This window comes from Nonomuraea sp. NPDC049624 (assembly GCF_040675255.1).
GTDB lineage: Bacteria > Actinomycetota > Actinomycetes > Streptosporangiales > Streptosporangiaceae > Nonomuraea.
Window position 1 is genome coordinate 233,356 of the sequence record NZ_JBFAOR010000008.1, and the last position, 14,496, is coordinate 247,851.

Below are 14,496 nucleotides of genomic sequence, written 5' to 3' on the forward strand. Positions count from 1 at the left end.
GCCGGGTGTCAGTGAGGAAGGACCACAGCCCGTACGCCGGGGAGATCGTCGAACGCGGCGGAGGCGTCCATGGTGACCACGACGCGCGCGGTGGCCGCCGCCGTCGCCGCGATGAGCAGGTCGTAGGCTCCTCGCTTCTTCCCCTGCCGCCGGACATGGGCCATGAGGCGCCCATGAACTCTGGCGACGTCCGTGGTGTACTCCTCGACCGGAATCAGGGCGAGGGTCTCGTCCACGAACGCCTGCCTGTGCGGGCGTCGGGTGTCGTCGGCCAGTTCGACGCCCACGAGCAGTTCGGCCACGGTGATCGCCGCGATCGCCACATCGTCGGTGTCCCCGACCACTGCGTCGATCGCGGCCCTGCCGCGTCCGGCTGCGATGAGCACTCCTGTGTCCAGGATCAGGCGTCGGGCCACGTGTCCCTCATCTCGTCGTCGAACGCCTCGCGGGCTGCGCCGACATCGGTTTCGAAGTCGGCGTCCAAGGAGGCCGCGCTTCTCGCCAGGAACGCCTTGACCATGCGGCCCGGCGCCGTGGGAGCCGGTCCGATCACGGCTATCTGCTTCCCGCCGCGCGTAACCACGATCGTCTCTCCGTGTTCGGCCTCGTCGAGGACGGCGGCGAAGCTTCTGGACGCTTCGGTGGCGGTCATCACCTTCATGAAATCAGATTATCTGATCGATGGGACGTCGTCCGGGGGTCGCCGGGGCGGACGAGGCCGGATTCGTAGGCGTGGCGGACCATCTGGGCGCGGTCGCGGAGGGCGAGTTTGGTCAGCAGGCGGTTGATGTGGGTGCTGACGGTCGCCTCCGTGATGGACAGCGTGCCGGCGATCTCGGTGTTGGACAGGCCCTGCGCCACCAGCCGCAACACCTCCTCCTCCCGGGCGGTCACCCCCGTGGCCGACGGCGCCGGGGGCGGTGCCGTACGCCGGTAGGCCGCCACGACGCGGCCGGTGACCGCCGGGTCGAGCAGGACGTCGCCCCGCGCGGCGCTGCGGATGGCGGCGAACAGGTGCTCGGGCGGCGACACCTTGAGCAGGAAGCCGCTGACCCCGGCGTGCAGCGCGAGGTCGAGGTTCTCGTCAGTGTCGTAGGTGGTCAGCATGATCACTCGCGGGGGCGCCGGGGTCGCGAGGATGCGGCGGGCGGCCTCCAGCCCGTTCAGGCGGGGCATCGCGATGTCGAGCAGTACGACGTCGGGGCGCAGGTTGCGAGCCAGCTCCACGGCCCGCTCGCCGTCGGCCGCCTCGCCCAGCACGGACAGGTCCGGCTGGGTGCCGATCATCAGGCGCAGCCCGGCCCTGATCATCGCCTGGTCGTCGGCGATCACCACGCCGATCCCCCCGCCGCCGGGCTCGTCAGGGGTGGAGGGGGTGTTCGGGGAGGAGGGGGTCACAGGGGGAGCTCCGCCCGTACCGTGAAGCCGCCTTCGGGAAGGGGCGCCGCCGTCAGCGTGCCCTCGAAGAGGGCGGCGCGCTCGCGCATGCCGATCAGGCCGTGGCCGCCGCCCCCGCCCGACGGCGGCCGGGGGCCGCGCGGTCCCTGGTCCGTGATCTCCAGCCGGAGCTCCGCCGGCAGGTACGAGACGCGCACCGCCGCCCGCGTCGGCCCGGCGTGCTTGAGGGTGTTGGTCAGCGCCTCCTGGACGATCCGGTAGGCCGACAGATCCAGCCCGGCGGACAACGGCACCCGCTCGCCCGACACCGCCAGCGTGACGTCGAGCCCGGCCGACCTGAACTGCTCCAGCAGGTCCTCCAGCCGGTCCAGGCCGGCCTGCGGGAGCAGGTCGCCGGCCTGCGTGCCGCGCAGCAGCCCGAGCATGCGCCGCAGCTCCTCCATGGCCTCCCGGCCGGCCGCCTCCACCGTGGTGAGCGCCTGCCGCTCGGGCTCCTGGTCCGCGCGCAGGAGCAGCCGTACGGTGCCGGTGTGCATGGTCATCACGCTGACGCTGTGCGCGACGATGTCGTGCAGCTCGCGGGCGATGCGGGCACGTTCCTCCTGCACCGACTCGCGGGCCAGCAGCGCGCCGCGCTCGGCCGCCTGCACGGCCAGCACGCGGTGGCGGCGCACGGCCAGGCCGGCTCCGGCGGCGATGGCGCACATCACCAGCGCCACGGCGACGTCCCCCCATCCCGACGGAGGGGAGGTCCTGGACAGCATGGCGGCCACGAACACGCCGGTCGCCGTCAGCCCGGCCACGGCCCGCGCGCTGTCGGGACGCACCTCGGCCAGCAGCGTGCACAGCAGCACGAGCTGGGTGTAGAACTGCCACGCCGCGGGGGAGCCGGGCGTCAGCGCGAACGTCGCGATGTTGGCGGCCGAGTAGACGGCCAGGATCGCGAACGGCGCGCGCGTCCTGAACAGCATCGCGACGGCCGTGACCAGCCCGGCGGCGATCCACAGGAGCAAATGGGAGCGGGGAGAGGCCATCGAGCGCACGCTGACCTCCTCCGCGACCGCGAACAGGGCCACGACCGCCGCTACGAGCCAGTCGACGGGGGAGGGGGAACGGCGGTGGAGCATGAGGCGAGAGTAGCCCGCCCGGATTGTCGCAATGCGCAGCGAAATCCAGCGAAAGGCAGCGGAGTCCACCGAAAGGCAGCGGACTCCAGCGAAAGGCGGCGGATTCTACCGAAAGCAGCGCAATCCTGCGAAAGGCGGCGGACTCCAGCGAACGCAGTGGAATCCGCCGGAAGGGGGACGCCGAGTCCAAGCCTGCCTTGACGACGGCCCCGGCGAGTGACGCCTACCGTGCCCGGCATGTTCACCGACGCACTCTCCATCCGCCGCTTCCTGGCCGGCGCGAGCCTCGTCCTGGCCCCGGTCTGCCTGATCCTCGGCATGATCACCGACCCGTCCGAGCCAGGGGTCGAGGACCCGCTGGTCTACGCGCACAACCCGGGCGCCGTGGGCGTCAGCGCGACGCTCCTGCACTACAGCTGGGTGCTGTTCGTGCCAGGGGTGATCGGCATGGTCCTGCTCGTCCGGGGCAAGGGCAGGGCGCTGGCCACCGTCGCGGGCGCGCTCGCGGTGCTCGGCCTGACCAACTTCTCGTCGCTGATGATCTCGGACTTCTTCGACATCGTGCTCTTCGACGCCCTGCCCGCCGCGCAGGCCGAGCAGCTCATGCAGGACGCGGCGCAGCCCGCCCTCATCGCCGCCTGGCAGCTGCCCGGGATGATCGGGTCCTTCCTGGGCCTGGTCCTCGTCGCGGTCGCGTACGCGCGGGCGGGGCTGGCGGGCTGGTGGTTCCCGGCGGGCGTGCTGGTGGGCATCGTGGTGTGGCTGTTCGGCGCGAGCGCGTGGAACCTGGTCCTCGGCATCGGCGGCCCGGTCGTCCTGCTGGCCGCGTTCGGCACCGTCGGCGTGTCGATCATCCGCACGCCGGCGCGGCGCGAACGGGCGGCCTAGAGCCGGTCGGGGCCGCCGTCCTCGTCCAGCCAGGCCACGACGTGGGTGGTGAAGCTGTCCACGAGCGTCAGGGGTTCGCCGGCCAGCACGAGGAGGGCGACGAGCTGGTTGACGCCGAACGCGCGCTCCCACGTGACCGCCCGCCGGTAGGTGCCGGCGTCGACGGCGTCGCGCAGGTGCTCCCAGCCGTGCCAGCCCATGAAGGCCGCGTCGATCGCCGGGTCGAACAGGTGAGCCCGGTCCCAGTCGAGGACGCCGACCAGCTTGCCGTTCGCGTCCCAGTGGACGTTGTCGCCGACGAGGTCGCCGTGGACCAGCGTGTCGGGGACCTGTTCCAGGGCCAGGGCGTCGTCGAGGCGCCGGCGTCCCTCCTCCCGCCACCTGGCCGGGAAGCGCGGGATGACCTCTTCGGCCAGGATCGTGCTCCAGCTCGCCGGCCCGGCGTACGAGCGCGGGGCGGGCAGCAGGGCGCGCAGCTCCGGGGTGACGGGCAGCTCGCGCAGCGCGCCGAGCAGCTCGCCGATCAGCGCCGGATCGCCCTGGCCAGCGCCGAGACCGGCGCCGTCCAGCCAGGACACGGCCACGGCGGCGCGCTCGCCGAACGTCGTCACCGGCGTCAGCGGCTCGGGCACCGCGAACGGCAGCCCGGCGGCCGCGATCGCGCGCAGCAGCTCGGTCCGCCGCGGCAGCGCCGCGCTCACGCTCGGCCGCCGGCCGACCCGCACGGCCGCCACCCCGGGGAGCAGCACGACGTCGTGCATCCCGCCGGGGGCGAGCCGCGCACTGCGGAGGGGAGCGCCGGGCACGAGCGCGTCGGCGATCTCCAGCAGGTCAGGGGGCACGGGCTGGCTCATCGGCTCATCTCTTCGGAGGGGAGGGTTACGCGTAGAGCCTACGCGGGTCCCGGCCGGTGCCCGGCCTCCATACGATGGTGACCCATGAGCTTCAGTGTGCTCGGCGTGCACGCCCACCCGGACGACGAGGCGATCTGGACCGGCGGCACCCTCGCCAAATACGCCGACGAGGGCGCCACGACCGCCGTCGTCACCTGCACCTGGGCCGAGGGCACCCAGCGGGCGCGGGAGCTGGAACGGGCCCTCGACATCCTCGGCGCGGGCAAGCCCCGGCTGCTCGGCCTGGCCGACGCGGGCAAGCCCGAGTCCGCCCCCGGCCGTCCGCGCTTCCTCGACGTGCCGTTCGACGAGGCGGTGGGCCTGCTGGTCGAGCACATCAGGGCCGTCCGGCCCGACGTCGTGCTCACCTTCGACGGCTTCGGCGGCTACGGCCACCCCGACCACGTGCACGTGCACCGGGTCACCCTGGCCGCGGTCGAGGCGGCCGGCTACGACCAGCTCTACCCCGGCACGGGCGACCCCTGGCGGCCGCACGCCCTCTACCTGGCGACCGTCCCGCGCTCGGTCGTGACGGCCCACTGGCGGGCGGTCTTCGGCGCCGATCCGGAGCCGGGCCAGGCGCTGCCCGGGGTCCCCGACCACCAGGTCTCGGCCGCGATCGACGTCTCGCGCTGGTCGGAGCGCAAGTGGGCGGCCATGCTCGCCCACGAGTCCGAGGTGGAGCGCGGCGCGTCGATGACCATGCTGACCGGGCTGCCGGAGCGGGCCCGCGCCCAGATGCTCGCCAACGAGTGGTACCGGCGGATCGCCTTCTAGACCGGCTAGAGCAGGCCCGCGGAGAGGGTCTCGCCCTCGACCTTGAGCTTGCCCCCCGAGCACGACACCTCGGGCGAGCCGGTGCCCGGCACGATCACCGTCAGCAGCGACTTCGCCGCCGGCGACACCACCACGTTGGTCGCGTCCTTGGCCAGGTAGGTGGGCGACACCCAGCCCAGCCTGCCGCCGCGCTCCACCTTCTGGCCGCCGACCCGCTCGCACGAGGAGAACTGCATCAGCGTCACCTTGAAGGCGCCGTCGGCCAGCACCACCTTGCCGCCGCCGTTCGAGACGACCTTGTACGAGGGCGCGAACCGCCACACGTTCCTGACCTTCTTGCCCCCGGAGGCCGTGTCGAGCACCGCCATCAGGTCCTGGCCGTGGTTCACCAGCACCGAACGCGTCCGGCTCACGCCGTAGGCCCGGTCCGTGAGGCGGAAGGCCTGCCGGTCCTTGCCGTAGGAGGTCTTGGTCAGCTTGGACGAGGTGCGCGGCCGGAACCGGGCCCCCTCGACCGTCGGCACGTTGTGCGCCTCGGGGGAGAGCGTCCAGTAGCGGTAGGCGCTCTTCTCGTAGGAGTGGAAGCCGCCGTCCATGAGGATGTCGCGGCCCTGCGCGTAGTACGTCACGCCCAGGTGGTCCTCGTGCCCGTGGAACTTCATGCCGGGCCCGAACCTGATCGAGTAGTACGACGAGTCCGGCTTGCCCCAGGCCGTCCGGCCGTAGACGTAACCGGCCTTGTAGACCTTGACCTTCTGCTTCGGGGTGCCGGTCTCCATCTTCGGCTCGGTCTCGGCGCTGCCGTCGCCGATCGGGACCATGTAGCCGTTGGGCATCGTGGAGTGGGCGATGAAGTCCTTCAGCGCCTCGGCCCGCCGGCTGATCTCGGCCGGCACCTTGCGGTCGCACGCCTTCATGTTGGCGATGGCGACCTGGAGGCGGCCGTACACGTAGACGGCGTAGCGGGGGGCCTGCTCCATGAGCGCGCCCTGGGAGTCGACGTCGAGCTTGACCGTGCCGGTGAGCCGCCTGGAGGCCAGGTTCGACCAGTCGGAGCGGCCGTACCGGCAGCCGATGCCCATGAGGGCGATGTCCTGGTCGATGCCGTGGTTGTGGCCCTTCTTGTACAGCCGCGCGTCCGACAGCAGCTTGGCGTGGTCGGCCAGGCTGTCCTTCAGCCAGCTCTCCTTGACGTGCATGCTCAGGCACAACAACGGCTGCGTGCGCAGCGAGACCGGGTGGTCCTTCCACACGTACGGCCTGGTGGCGGGGGCCCCGCGCCGGTTGTTCGCCACCCAGTCCTTGGTGATCTCGGTGGCACGATCCAGGTAACGCCGCTCGCCGGTGTTCTCGTAGGCCACGACCAGCGTGCCCATCCAGCGCAACGACTGGAAGACGAACTCCCACGACCGGTTCCGGTACGGGCTCGCCCCCCAGTCGACGTCCTTGCCCAGCTTGTACGCCGGCAGCCCGACCAGCGAGATCTCGCCCTTCATGACGTCCTCGGCCGTCGGCGTGCCCGGCAGCCAGTCGCCTTGGCACTGCGCGGTACGGGTCACCTTGTCGGCGGCCTGCGCCGGGCTCGTCAGCCCGCCGAGCGCGAGCGTGAGGGCAAGAGGTATCGCGAGCCGGCGCACGCCAGGGTTCCTTCCGGACAAGAAAGTGAGGGCGGGACATGCTTTCGGAATCACGATCAACCGGTCAAGTCGCGTACCGGATCGTTAACGGCCCGATGCCCGCCGGTGCCTGCGGCGGCGTGAATGTCATGCTGGAGCCGTGAGATTCGACGACATCGTGCTGCCCGACACGCCCGCCTGCCGCGGCGCGCTGGAGGTGGCCACCCGCTACCAGACACCCTCGCTGCTCAACCACTCGCTGCGTGCGTACCTGTGGGCCGCCGCGTACGCCCAGAGCAGGGCGATCGACTTCGACGCCGAGCTGCTCTACGTGTCGTCCATGCTGCACGACATCGGCCTGGTCGCCGAGTTCGACAGCCACACGGTGCCGTACGAGGAGGCCGGCGGCCACGTGGCCTGGGCCTTCTGCGCGGGGGCCGGCTGGTCGCCCGAGCGCCGGCTGCGCGCCGCCGAGGTGATCATCAGGCACATGTGGGAGGAGGTGCCGGTGGAGGAGGACCCGGAGGGCCACCTGCTGGAGCTCTCCACCGGCATGGACATCTCCGGCCGGCGTACCGAGGACATCCCCGACGGCGTGCGGCGTGAGGTGCTGGAGCGCTACCCGCGGCTGGAGATCGCCAAGGAGTTCGCCGCCTGCATCGCCGACCAGGGCGCGCGCAAGCCGTCGAGCTACGCGGGCCGGTTCGTGCGCGGCGGGATCGCCGACCGCATCGCCGCCAACCCCCTCGACGCCTAGCCCTTGGGCCCGGCGCTCTGCACGACGTCGAAGCTCCACACCTGGGAGTCCGTCGCCGCCGGGCCCTGCCCGTGACCGTGCCCCTGACCCTGCCCCGCGGCGGCCTGGGCGTGGCCGCGCTGGAACGCCTGGCCCTGCTGCCAGGCCTGGAAGTCCTCCTCGCTGCGCCAGCGCGTGTAGACGAGGTACTGGTCGGTGCCCTCGACCGGCCGCAGCAGCTCGAACCACTCGAACCCGTCGGCCGACTCGACCATCCCGGCCCGGCCGGAGAACCGCCGCTCCAGCTCCTCCCGCATCTCGGCGGGCACGGTCAGGACGTTGATCTTCACGATGGACAACGGAGGACCCCTCTCGGCGAAAGCCTTAGCGCACGACCCGCTGCGTCGCAGGTGAGGGCTCCAGGCTAACGCGGGCCACCGCCGGCACGTGATCCCTGTCCAGCGCGTCCCGCAGGTTCGGCAGGGTGACCCGGGACAGGTGCTCGCTCAGCTCGCTCATCGGGGCGGCCTCGTCGGCGGCCACGCGCAGCCGCACCTCCGGGTGGCCGCGCGGGCCGACCAGGTCGGCGTCGGCGTTCAGGACGGCGGGGCTGGCCGCGACGTCGGCGGCGACCGCATGGGCCATCCCGCCCGCGGCGATCTCGGTGACGCCGTCCGGGCCGGCCTCCAGGCGCAGCCGGGTGCGGGCGTCCCTGCGGCCCTGCGCGACCAGCCAGCGCAGGGCCAGCAGCGCGACCAGGACCGACGCCGCGGCCACGGCCCACCACACGGGCGGGCTGTTGCGGGCGAAGAAACCGCGCACGCCCGCGTCCACGATCGGGGTGGACGGCCCCAGCAGCCCGCGGGCCAGCGCCAGCCCGCCGAGCACGGCCAGCACCAGCCCCACCAGGGCCAGCCCCCACCGGTTGCCGCGGCCGGTCTTCCTGTTCATCGGCGCTCCTTGACGTTGACCGCCACCCGGTACGGCTCCACCGGGTCCAGCCCGGCGAGCCTGGTGAGGACGGCTTCGCGCACCGCCCGGCCGAAGCCCTCGTCGTCCCAGCCGGACGTGGCGGGGGTGACGGCGACCGTGTGGCCGCGCAGGCTGGCGTGCGCCGAGCGCACCCCGGGCACCTCCTCGGCGGCGTGCTCCAGAGCCCTGGTGAAGCTCTTGGGACGCACGCCGATGATCAGGTCGGGGTCGCCGGTCCGCACGGGGACCATCCGCGGCCGTCCCGGCACCAGGGCCGTGACCAGCAGCGCCAGGCCCACCAGCGCCACGATCGCGGCCCCGGTCAGGAACAGCGGGTCGGACCACGGCGTCGTGGTCGCCCACGCCAGCATCCGGTCGTAGGGCAGCCATCGCAACGGGCTGCCGGCCAGCGCGGAGATCGTCTCGGCGGCGACCAGCAGCCCCAGCAGCGTGAGCAGGACGGCGACCACGATGGCGGGCACCCGGCGCTGCGGCCGGAACGCGCGCACCGCGGCCCGGTCGGCGCCCTTGTCCCGCGGCGGCGCGGCCCCCGGCTCCCCCGCTCCCACCGGGACGGCCCCCCGCGCCTCCTCGGGCTCCCCGGACGGGAGAGGGCGGGTCATGCCGGGCCTCCCGCCAGATCGGTCATGATCACGTCGAGGCGGGTGACGTCGAGGCCGGTCTGCATGGCCACCCGGTTGCGCACGTGCTCCCGCAGCCGCGCGGCCACGGCGTGCAGCGGGGCCGGGTAGGCGACGGTCACGTCCAGCTTCAGGGTGGCCCGCTCGCCGCGCACCTCGGCGCTGGACGAATGCGTCCACGGCGCCCCGCCCAGCCGCACGTCGAGCACCTCGGGCACCTCCCGCGCCGCGCAGCAGGCGATCTTGGCGACCACCCGCTCGGCAACCTCCGTACGGCCCCGCCGCTCGGGCTCGGCCGCCGGCGCGAGCCGCTGCCGGGGAACCGTGACGTGGGGAGTGGTGGTCATCGCCGCCTCGCGGTCAGGCCGGACAGGTTCACCTCGCCGGTCTCGGCGACCTTGCCGACCAGGAAGCCGACCGCGCCGAGCACGAGGACGAGCAGGAATGCGCCGAGGCCGCCGAAGGCCCCCGCGAGTCCGAGGATGATGCCGACCGCCATGCCGATGACCGGCAGCCAAGGGACGTTGCTCATGATTCCTCCACGTCGTCGATCACGTGTCGATCACGTGTCGATCACGTCGTCGATGCGTACGTTGACGGGACGCCCGCCGCCCGGCTCCCACACCGCCCGGCGGACGTCCTCGGCGGTCTCGGGCAGCGGCCGTTCCAGGGTCGCCACGATGGCGATCTCCACCGTGTCCCCGTCGGCCGAGACGCCCATCACCCGGGCCCCGGGCAGGTACGTCGCCACCGTCCCGAACGGGCCGCCGGACAGCCCCGCCACCCCCGGGCAGGCCCGTACGAGCTCGGCCAGCGTCTCGGCCTCCGCCTTGGCGTCGGCGTCGGCGTCGTCCCGCGTGTAGGCGGTGGCGCCGGGCCCGGTCATTGGACCCGGGGCTCCGGCTGCTCGGCGTCCTCGCCCCTGCCGCGGTCCCTGTCGCGGTCCTGGCCGGGCAGGTGCACGTCGTCCACCCTGATGTTGACCTCGGTCACCTCCAGGCCGCACATGCGCTCGACCGCCGCGATGACGTTCCTGCGCACGGCCGCGGCCAGGTCGGGGATGGCGGTGCCGTACTCGGCGACCAGGTCCATGTCCACGGCCGCCTGGCGCTCGCCGACCTCGACCGAGACGCCCTGAGCGACGCTGCGCTCACCGCCGACCATCCCGCGCACGTTGCCGAGCGCCCTGGCGGCGCCGCCGCCCATGGCGTACACGCCGGAGACCTCGCGTGCGGCCAGTCCGGCGATCTTGGCGACGACGACGTCGTCGATGCTCGTCGTGCCCTTGTCGGTGACCAGCGAAGTCGCCGGCCCGCCCTCCTGCGTTCTGGCCCGCGGTACGGCAGAAGTCTGGTTGACCATCGTGTCCGGCACGTTCCGTCACCCCCGTAGAAGTCTCTGATAAGCAGAGATATCCGCCCAACAACCGCCGATGCGCTACAAAACGGACTCTGGGGCCATTTATGGAGAGTTCCTGACTTTTTTGGCGGTGGGCGGACCCCTCCGGCGGCGGCGATAGCCTTGTCAGGTGCGTATAGCGAGGTTCTCCACAGGCGAAGGCGTGTCGTTCGGCGTGGTCGAAGGCGGCCCTGGAGAGGAGTTCGTCTCCACGGTCTCCGGCCATCCGTTCGGCCAGGTGCAGTTCACCGGCGAGCGCTTCCCGCTGTCCCAGGTGAAGCTGCTGGCCCCGATGCTGCCGAGCAAGGTCGTCGCCATCGGCAGGAACTACGCCGAGCACGCCCGCGAGATGGGCAACGAGGTGCCCGACGAGCCGCTCATCTTCATGAAGCCGTCCACGTCGGTGATCGGCCACGGCGAGGCCATCGCCTACCCGACCTCGCTGTCCGACCGGGTCGACTACGAGGGCGAGCTGGCCGTGGTGATCGGCAGGCTCTGTCGCGACGTGCCCGTCGACCGGGTCAAGGACGTCATCTTCGGCTACACCTGCGCCAACGACGTCACCGCCCGCGACCTGCAGAAGAAGGACGTGCAGTTCACCCGGGCCAAGAGCTTCGACACGTTCTGCCCGCTCGGGCCCTGGATCCAGACCGATCTCGACGCGAGCGACCTCGCGCTGACCACCACGGTCAACGGCGAGATCCGGCAGAGCGGCCGCACCAGCCAGCTCATCAACGACATCCCCGCGCTGGTCGCCTACGTCAGCGCCGTCATGACGCTGATCCCCGGCGACGTCATCCTGACCGGCACCCCGGCGGGCATCGGCCCGCTGGAGATCGGCGACGAGGTCAGCGTCGGCATCGAAGGCATCGGCACTCTCACGAACAAGGTGGTCTCCCGTGACTGATCTACGGGTGCGTTTCGCCCCGTCCCCGACCGGCATGTTCCACGTCGGCGGCGCCCGCACGGCGCTGTTCAACTGGGCCCTCGCCGAACAGTCCGGCGGCCGCTTCGTCCTGCGCGTCGAGGACACCGACGCCACGCGCAACCGTCCGGAGTGGACCGAGGGCATCATCTCGGCGCTCGACTGGATCGGCATCAACGGCACCAACCCGGTGTTCGAGGGCCCCTACTTCCAGTCGGCCTACGAGCCGCAGCACCGCGAGGCCGTGGCCAAGCTGCTGGCCGACGGCAGGGCGTACCACTGCGACTGCACCCGCGAGACCCTGGTGGCCCGCACCGGCTCCGAGCACAAGGGCTACGACGGGTTCTGCCGCGAGCGCGGCCTGAGCGAGGGCGCGGTACGCTTCCGCACCCCCGACGAGGGCGTCACCCTCGTCGAAGACCTGATCAGGGGCAACGTCGAGTTCCCCAACGAGGCCCAGGAAGACTTCGTGATCGCCCGCACCGACGGCTCGCCGCTCTACGTGCTGGCCAACGCCGTCGACGACATCACCCAGGGCATCACGCACGTCGTGCGCGGCGAGGAGCACCTGGGCAACGCCGCCAAGCAGGTGCTGCTGTGGCCGGCGCTCGGCGCCAACCCGCCGGTCTGGGCCCACCTGCCGGTGATCGTCAACGAGCAGCGCAAGAAGTTGTCCAAGCGCCGCGACAAGGTGGCCCTGGAGGACTACCGCGACGAGGGCTACCTCGCCGAGGCCATGGTCAACTATCTGATGCTGCTCGGCTGGGGCCCCGGCGAGGACCGCGAGATCATGCCGTGGGCGGAGATGGTCCCGCTGTTCAGGCTGGAGGACGTCAACTCCGCCAGCGCCTTCTTCGACGAGAAGAAGCTGCGGGCCTTCAACGGCGAGTACATCAGGGCCCTGCCGCTGGAGACCTTCGAGGAGCGCTGCTCGCCCTACCTCGACCCCACCTGGGACCGCGAGCTGTTCAGCAAGGTCGCGGCGCTGGCCCAGACCCGCATCGGCGTGCTGTCGGAGATCCGGCAGAACGTCGACTTCCTCTTCCTCGGCGAGCCCGTCTTCGACCAGCCGTCCTGGGACAAGGCGATGAAGAACTCCCCGGTGGAGATCCTCGACGGCTATCTCGACCGCCTCCGGACGGTCGCCTGGGACCCTGAGTCGCTCAAGGAGGCCCTGGAGGAGGTCGGCGCGCCGCTCGGGCTCAAGCTGGGCAAGACCCAGGCCCCCGTGCGCGTGGCGATCACCGGCCGGACGGTGGGCCTGCCGCTGTTCGAGTCGATCGAGGTGCTCGGGCGCGAGCGCTCCATGGAGCGGATCCGAGCGGCGCTAGCGCGCCTGCGAGGCTGAGCGACGACCCGACGGCCATCGACAGCCACACCCCCGTGACACCGAGCCACGAGCTCAGCAGATAGGCGAGGGGCAGCTGCACCGCGAAGCCCGCCAGCGTGGCGGCGAGCAGGCGGCTGCCCCTTCCGCTCGCCTGGAGCACCCCGCCGACGGCGATCAGCCCGCCGAACGGCACCAGGTAGAGCGCCATCCAGCGCAGGAAGCCCACGGCCACCGCCGGGTCGTCGGTGAACAGCCCGGCCGCGGGCACGGCCACCAGGTTGAGCACGACCGCGACCGCCGCCCCCGTCACCAGCCCGAGCCGCAGCGGTGACCCGACCGGCTCCGACCGCGCGGTACGGATCATCGCCGCCTGGCGCAGCGCGTAGAAGACCATGACCCCGGCCAGCATGATCTTCTGGCCGATGCCGTACCCGGCGACCTCGGCCGTGCCGGACCCGGCCACGATCTCCACCAGCGCCATCCCCACCAGGGAGCGGGCCAGGAAGTCGCCCGACATGGGCAGGCCCGTCCGCAGCACCTCGCCGGCGAGCAGGCCGTCGCCGCCGGCGGCGCGGAGCCGTACGAGGGAGGTCGCGGCCACCCCGAGCGTGACCAGCCGCGCCGCCACGGTGGCCAGCGCGGCCCCCTGGACGCCCAGGTCGAGGCCGTAGATGAACAGCGGGTCCAGGACGACCACCAGGGCGTTGCAGATCAGCGCGTTCCGCATGGGGGTCTTCGTGTTGCCCAGCCCCTTGAGGATGCCGTCCACGACGGTCTGGGCGAAGAACACCGGCAGCCCGGCCAGGGAGATCAGGAAGAAGCCGGCCGTCAGCCCGGGATCGTCGGTGAACAGGGCCGCCAGCGGCTCGCGCAGCAACACGCCGGGGACGGCGACGGCGACCGAGAACGCGGCCCACAACACCCAGCCCGTCCTGATCACCGGTCCGATCGGCGCGTGCCCGTCCCGCCGCCCGATCAGCACGGTCACCCCCGTCGGGACGGCCAGGAACAGCCCGTAGGCCAGGTATTCGGCCGTGGTGCCCACGGTGACGGCCGCGAGGGCGCCCTCCCCGAGCCCCGAGACCCACAGCAGGTCGATCACCCCCACCGCGACCACGGCGGTGAGCAGCTCCACGTAGATGGGGAGAGCCAGCCTGAACATGCGTACCTCGTTTCGTTGTACCTCGTTTAGAGGTATAGCGTTACGATGCACGACATGGCAAGCGGCGGGGATCTGTCCCTCACCATCCTGGGATTCCTGAACGAACGTCCGATGCACGGCTACGAGCTCAAGGCCCGCCTGACCGCGCTCACCGGCCACCTCCGCCCGGTCAGCGACGGAGCCCTCTACCCCGCCATATCGAGACTGGAGAGCAAGGGCCTGGTCGAGCGGCACGAGGAGGCGGGCGCGGCGGCGGCCCGCAGGCAGGTGCTCACGCTCACCGGCAAGGGCCGCGAGGAGCTGCTGCGGCGGCTGCGCGAGCCGAGCGAGCTCGACGTCAGCGACCAGACGCGCTTCTTCGCCCTGCTGACGTTCCTGTCGGCGCTGCCCGACCCCGCCGACCGGTCACGGGTGCTGCGCCGCCGGCTGGCCTTCCTGGAGGCCCCGGCGAGCTTCTTCTACGAGGACGGCCGGCCGGTCCGGATCAAGGACGAGCCCGACCCGTACCGGCGGGGGATGCTGGAGATCGCCCGCGCGTCGAGCCGGGCGGAGAAGGAATGGCTCCGGCAGCGCATCGAGGAGCTGCCGGAGCCGTAGGGAAAGCCTCATCGGGGGAGGCGGGGGAGTCTGGGG

At 72.1% G+C, this 14,496-nt stretch carries 20 protein-coding genes; 6 read left to right on the plus strand and 14 right to left on the minus strand.

Going from position 1 to position 14,496, the window contains the following annotated elements; translation table 11 throughout:
- Positions 1-8: 8 nt before the first annotated feature.
- Genes AB0J76_RS32090 through AB0J76_RS32105 form a run of 4 tightly spaced genes read right to left on the minus strand, consistent with a single transcriptional unit; the run spans position 9 to position 2,525 of the window.
- Positions 9-416: a PIN domain-containing protein gene (locus AB0J76_RS32090; RefSeq protein WP_352319030.1), complete on the minus strand. Its 408-nt coding sequence runs from the start codon at positions 414-416 to the stop codon at positions 9-11.
- Positions 401-661, minus strand: coding sequence for a type II toxin-antitoxin system prevent-host-death family antitoxin (locus AB0J76_RS32095; RefSeq protein ID WP_352319032.1), 261 nt, complete (start codon positions 659-661; stop codon positions 401-403). Before AB0J76_RS32095 ends, AB0J76_RS32090 begins: the two co-directional genes overlap by 16 nt.
- Entirely contained in the window at positions 658-1,398 is a 741-nt protein-coding gene (locus AB0J76_RS32100) for a response regulator transcription factor (protein WP_352319034.1), read from the minus strand. The genes AB0J76_RS32095 and AB0J76_RS32100 overlap by 4 nt, the downstream gene beginning before the upstream one ends.
- A complete protein-coding gene (locus AB0J76_RS32105) occupies positions 1,395-2,525 on the minus strand; it encodes a sensor histidine kinase (protein ID WP_352319036.1) in 1,131 nt (376 codons plus the stop codon). Before AB0J76_RS32105 ends, AB0J76_RS32100 begins: the two co-directional genes overlap by 4 nt.
- Positions 2,526-2,762: 237 nt before the next feature.
- Here AB0J76_RS32105 and AB0J76_RS32110 point away from each other — a divergent pair, with 237 nt between their 5' ends.
- Positions 2,763-3,413 (plus strand): hypothetical protein, encoded by a 651-nt coding sequence (locus AB0J76_RS32110; RefSeq protein WP_352319038.1) that lies wholly within the window; start codon positions 2,763-2,765, stop codon positions 3,411-3,413.
- Here AB0J76_RS32110 and AB0J76_RS32115 read toward each other — a convergent pair.
- Positions 3,410-4,267 carry a phosphotransferase gene (locus AB0J76_RS32115; protein WP_352319040.1) on the minus strand — a complete coding sequence of 286 codons (858 nt, stop codon included), beginning with the start codon at positions 4,265-4,267 and terminating at the stop codon, positions 3,410-3,412. The genes AB0J76_RS32110 and AB0J76_RS32115 overlap by 4 nt on opposite strands.
- A gap of 84 nt (positions 4,268-4,351) precedes the next feature.
- On the opposite strand from AB0J76_RS32115, the gene AB0J76_RS32120 reads away from it, so the two are divergent.
- Positions 4,352-5,083, plus strand: a complete 732-nt coding sequence (locus AB0J76_RS32120) for a PIG-L family deacetylase (protein ID WP_352319042.1) — start codon at positions 4,352-4,354, stop codon at positions 5,081-5,083.
- Between the two features lie 5 nt (positions 5,084-5,088).
- Here AB0J76_RS32120 and AB0J76_RS32125 read toward each other — a convergent pair whose 3' ends face one another.
- Positions 5,089-6,720, minus strand: a complete 1,632-nt coding sequence (locus tag AB0J76_RS32125; protein WP_352319044.1) for a heparinase II/III family protein — start codon at positions 6,718-6,720, stop codon at positions 5,089-5,091.
- A 139-nt stretch (positions 6,721-6,859) separates the two neighbouring features.
- On the opposite strand from AB0J76_RS32125, the gene AB0J76_RS32130 reads away from it, so the two are divergent.
- Entirely contained in the window at positions 6,860-7,456 is a 597-nt protein-coding gene (locus AB0J76_RS32130; protein WP_352319046.1) for an HD domain-containing protein, read from the plus strand.
- Here the strand turns inward: AB0J76_RS32130 and AB0J76_RS32135 are convergent.
- The 7 genes from AB0J76_RS32135 to AB0J76_RS32165 are packed head-to-tail and all read right to left on the minus strand — an operon-like array spanning position 7,453 to position 10,422.
- Positions 7,453-7,794 carry an antibiotic biosynthesis monooxygenase gene (locus AB0J76_RS32135; protein WP_352319047.1) on the minus strand — a complete coding sequence of 114 codons (342 nt, stop codon included), beginning with the start codon at positions 7,792-7,794 and terminating at the stop codon, positions 7,453-7,455. The two genes, AB0J76_RS32130 and AB0J76_RS32135, sit on opposite strands and share 4 nt — an antisense overlap.
- Before the next feature lie 25 nt (positions 7,795-7,819).
- Positions 7,820-8,386 (minus strand): alkaline shock response membrane anchor protein AmaP, encoded by a 567-nt coding sequence (locus AB0J76_RS32140; RefSeq protein ID WP_352319049.1) that lies wholly within the window; start codon positions 8,384-8,386, stop codon positions 7,820-7,822.
- A complete protein-coding gene (locus tag AB0J76_RS32145) occupies positions 8,383-9,030 on the minus strand; it encodes a DUF6286 domain-containing protein (RefSeq protein WP_352319050.1) in 648 nt (215 codons plus the stop codon). Before AB0J76_RS32145 ends, AB0J76_RS32140 begins: the two co-directional genes overlap by 4 nt.
- Complete coding sequence (locus AB0J76_RS32150; RefSeq protein WP_352319052.1) at positions 9,027-9,395, minus strand: Asp23/Gls24 family envelope stress response protein; 369 nt, start codon at positions 9,393-9,395, stop codon at positions 9,027-9,029. Before AB0J76_RS32150 ends, AB0J76_RS32145 begins: the two co-directional genes overlap by 4 nt.
- Entirely contained in the window at positions 9,392-9,580 is a 189-nt protein-coding gene (locus AB0J76_RS32155; RefSeq protein ID WP_352319054.1) for a hypothetical protein, read from the minus strand. Before AB0J76_RS32155 ends, AB0J76_RS32150 begins: the two co-directional genes overlap by 4 nt.
- Positions 9,581-9,610: 30 nt before the next feature.
- Positions 9,611-9,934 carry a hypothetical protein gene (locus tag AB0J76_RS32160; protein ID WP_352319055.1) on the minus strand — a complete coding sequence of 108 codons (324 nt, stop codon included), beginning with the start codon at positions 9,932-9,934 and terminating at the stop codon, positions 9,611-9,613.
- On the minus strand, positions 9,931-10,422 hold the full coding sequence (locus tag AB0J76_RS32165; RefSeq protein ID WP_352319057.1) for an Asp23/Gls24 family envelope stress response protein: 492 nt from the start codon (positions 10,420-10,422) through the stop codon (positions 9,931-9,933). The genes AB0J76_RS32160 and AB0J76_RS32165 overlap by 4 nt, the downstream gene beginning before the upstream one ends.
- A 154-nt stretch (positions 10,423-10,576) precedes the next feature.
- Here AB0J76_RS32165 and AB0J76_RS32170 point away from each other — a divergent pair, with 154 nt between their 5' ends.
- Both AB0J76_RS32170 and gltX read left to right on the plus strand, forming a co-directional pair.
- Positions 10,577-11,353 carry a fumarylacetoacetate hydrolase family protein gene (locus AB0J76_RS32170; protein ID WP_352319059.1) on the plus strand — a complete coding sequence of 259 codons (777 nt, stop codon included), beginning with the start codon at positions 10,577-10,579 and terminating at the stop codon, positions 11,351-11,353.
- On the plus strand, positions 11,346-12,719 hold the full coding sequence (gltX, locus tag AB0J76_RS32175; protein ID WP_352319060.1) for a glutamate--tRNA ligase: 1,374 nt from the start codon (positions 11,346-11,348) through the stop codon (positions 12,717-12,719). Before AB0J76_RS32170 ends, gltX begins: the two co-directional genes overlap by 8 nt.
- On the opposite strand, the gene AB0J76_RS32180 is transcribed toward gltX, so the two are convergent.
- Entirely contained in the window at positions 12,613-13,863 is a 1,251-nt protein-coding gene (locus tag AB0J76_RS32180) for an MATE family efflux transporter (RefSeq protein WP_352319061.1), read from the minus strand. The two genes, gltX and AB0J76_RS32180, sit on opposite strands and share 107 nt — an antisense overlap.
- 54 nt (positions 13,864-13,917) lie before the next feature.
- Here AB0J76_RS32180 and AB0J76_RS32185 point away from each other — a divergent pair, with 54 nt between their 5' ends.
- Entirely contained in the window at positions 13,918-14,460 is a 543-nt protein-coding gene (locus tag AB0J76_RS32185) for a PadR family transcriptional regulator (protein WP_352319063.1), read from the plus strand.
- Positions 14,461-14,496: the final 36 nt, after the last annotated feature.

What these genes read in the sequence shown, in the direction of transcription:
- AB0J76_RS32095 (WP_352319032.1), bottom strand. Translation starts at nt 661, where the DNA reads ATGAAGGTGATGACCGCCACCGAAGCGTCCAGAAGCTTCGCCGCCGTC.
- AB0J76_RS32105 (WP_352319036.1), bottom strand. Translation starts at nt 2,525, where the DNA reads ATGCTCCACCGCCGTTCCCCCTCCCCCGTCGACTGGCTCGTAGCGGCG.
- AB0J76_RS32110 (WP_352319038.1), top strand. Translation starts at nt 2,763, where the DNA reads ATGTTCACCGACGCACTCTCCATCCGCCGCTTCCTGGCCGGCGCGAGC.
- AB0J76_RS32115 (WP_352319040.1), bottom strand. Translation starts at nt 4,267, where the DNA reads ATGAGCCAGCCCGTGCCCCCTGACCTGCTGGAGATCGCCGACGCGCTC.
- AB0J76_RS32120 (WP_352319042.1), top strand. Translation starts at nt 4,352, where the DNA reads ATGAGCTTCAGTGTGCTCGGCGTGCACGCCCACCCGGACGACGAGGCG.
- AB0J76_RS32140 (WP_352319049.1), bottom strand. Translation starts at nt 8,386, where the DNA reads ATGAACAGGAAGACCGGCCGCGGCAACCGGTGGGGGCTGGCCCTGGTG.
- AB0J76_RS32145 (WP_352319050.1), bottom strand. Translation starts at nt 9,030, where the DNA reads ATGACCCGCCCTCTCCCGTCCGGGGAGCCCGAGGAGGCGCGGGGGGCC.
- AB0J76_RS32150 (WP_352319052.1), bottom strand. Translation starts at nt 9,395, where the DNA reads ATGACCACCACTCCCCACGTCACGGTTCCCCGGCAGCGGCTCGCGCCG.
- AB0J76_RS32155 (WP_352319054.1), bottom strand. Translation starts at nt 9,580, where the DNA reads ATGAGCAACGTCCCTTGGCTGCCGGTCATCGGCATGGCGGTCGGCATC.
- AB0J76_RS32160 (WP_352319055.1), bottom strand. Translation starts at nt 9,934, where the DNA reads ATGACCGGGCCCGGCGCCACCGCCTACACGCGGGACGACGCCGACGCC.
- AB0J76_RS32180 (WP_352319061.1), bottom strand. Translation starts at nt 13,863, where the DNA reads ATGTTCAGGCTGGCTCTCCCCATCTACGTGGAGCTGCTCACCGCCGTG.
- AB0J76_RS32185 (WP_352319063.1), top strand. Translation starts at nt 13,918, where the DNA reads ATGGCAAGCGGCGGGGATCTGTCCCTCACCATCCTGGGATTCCTGAAC.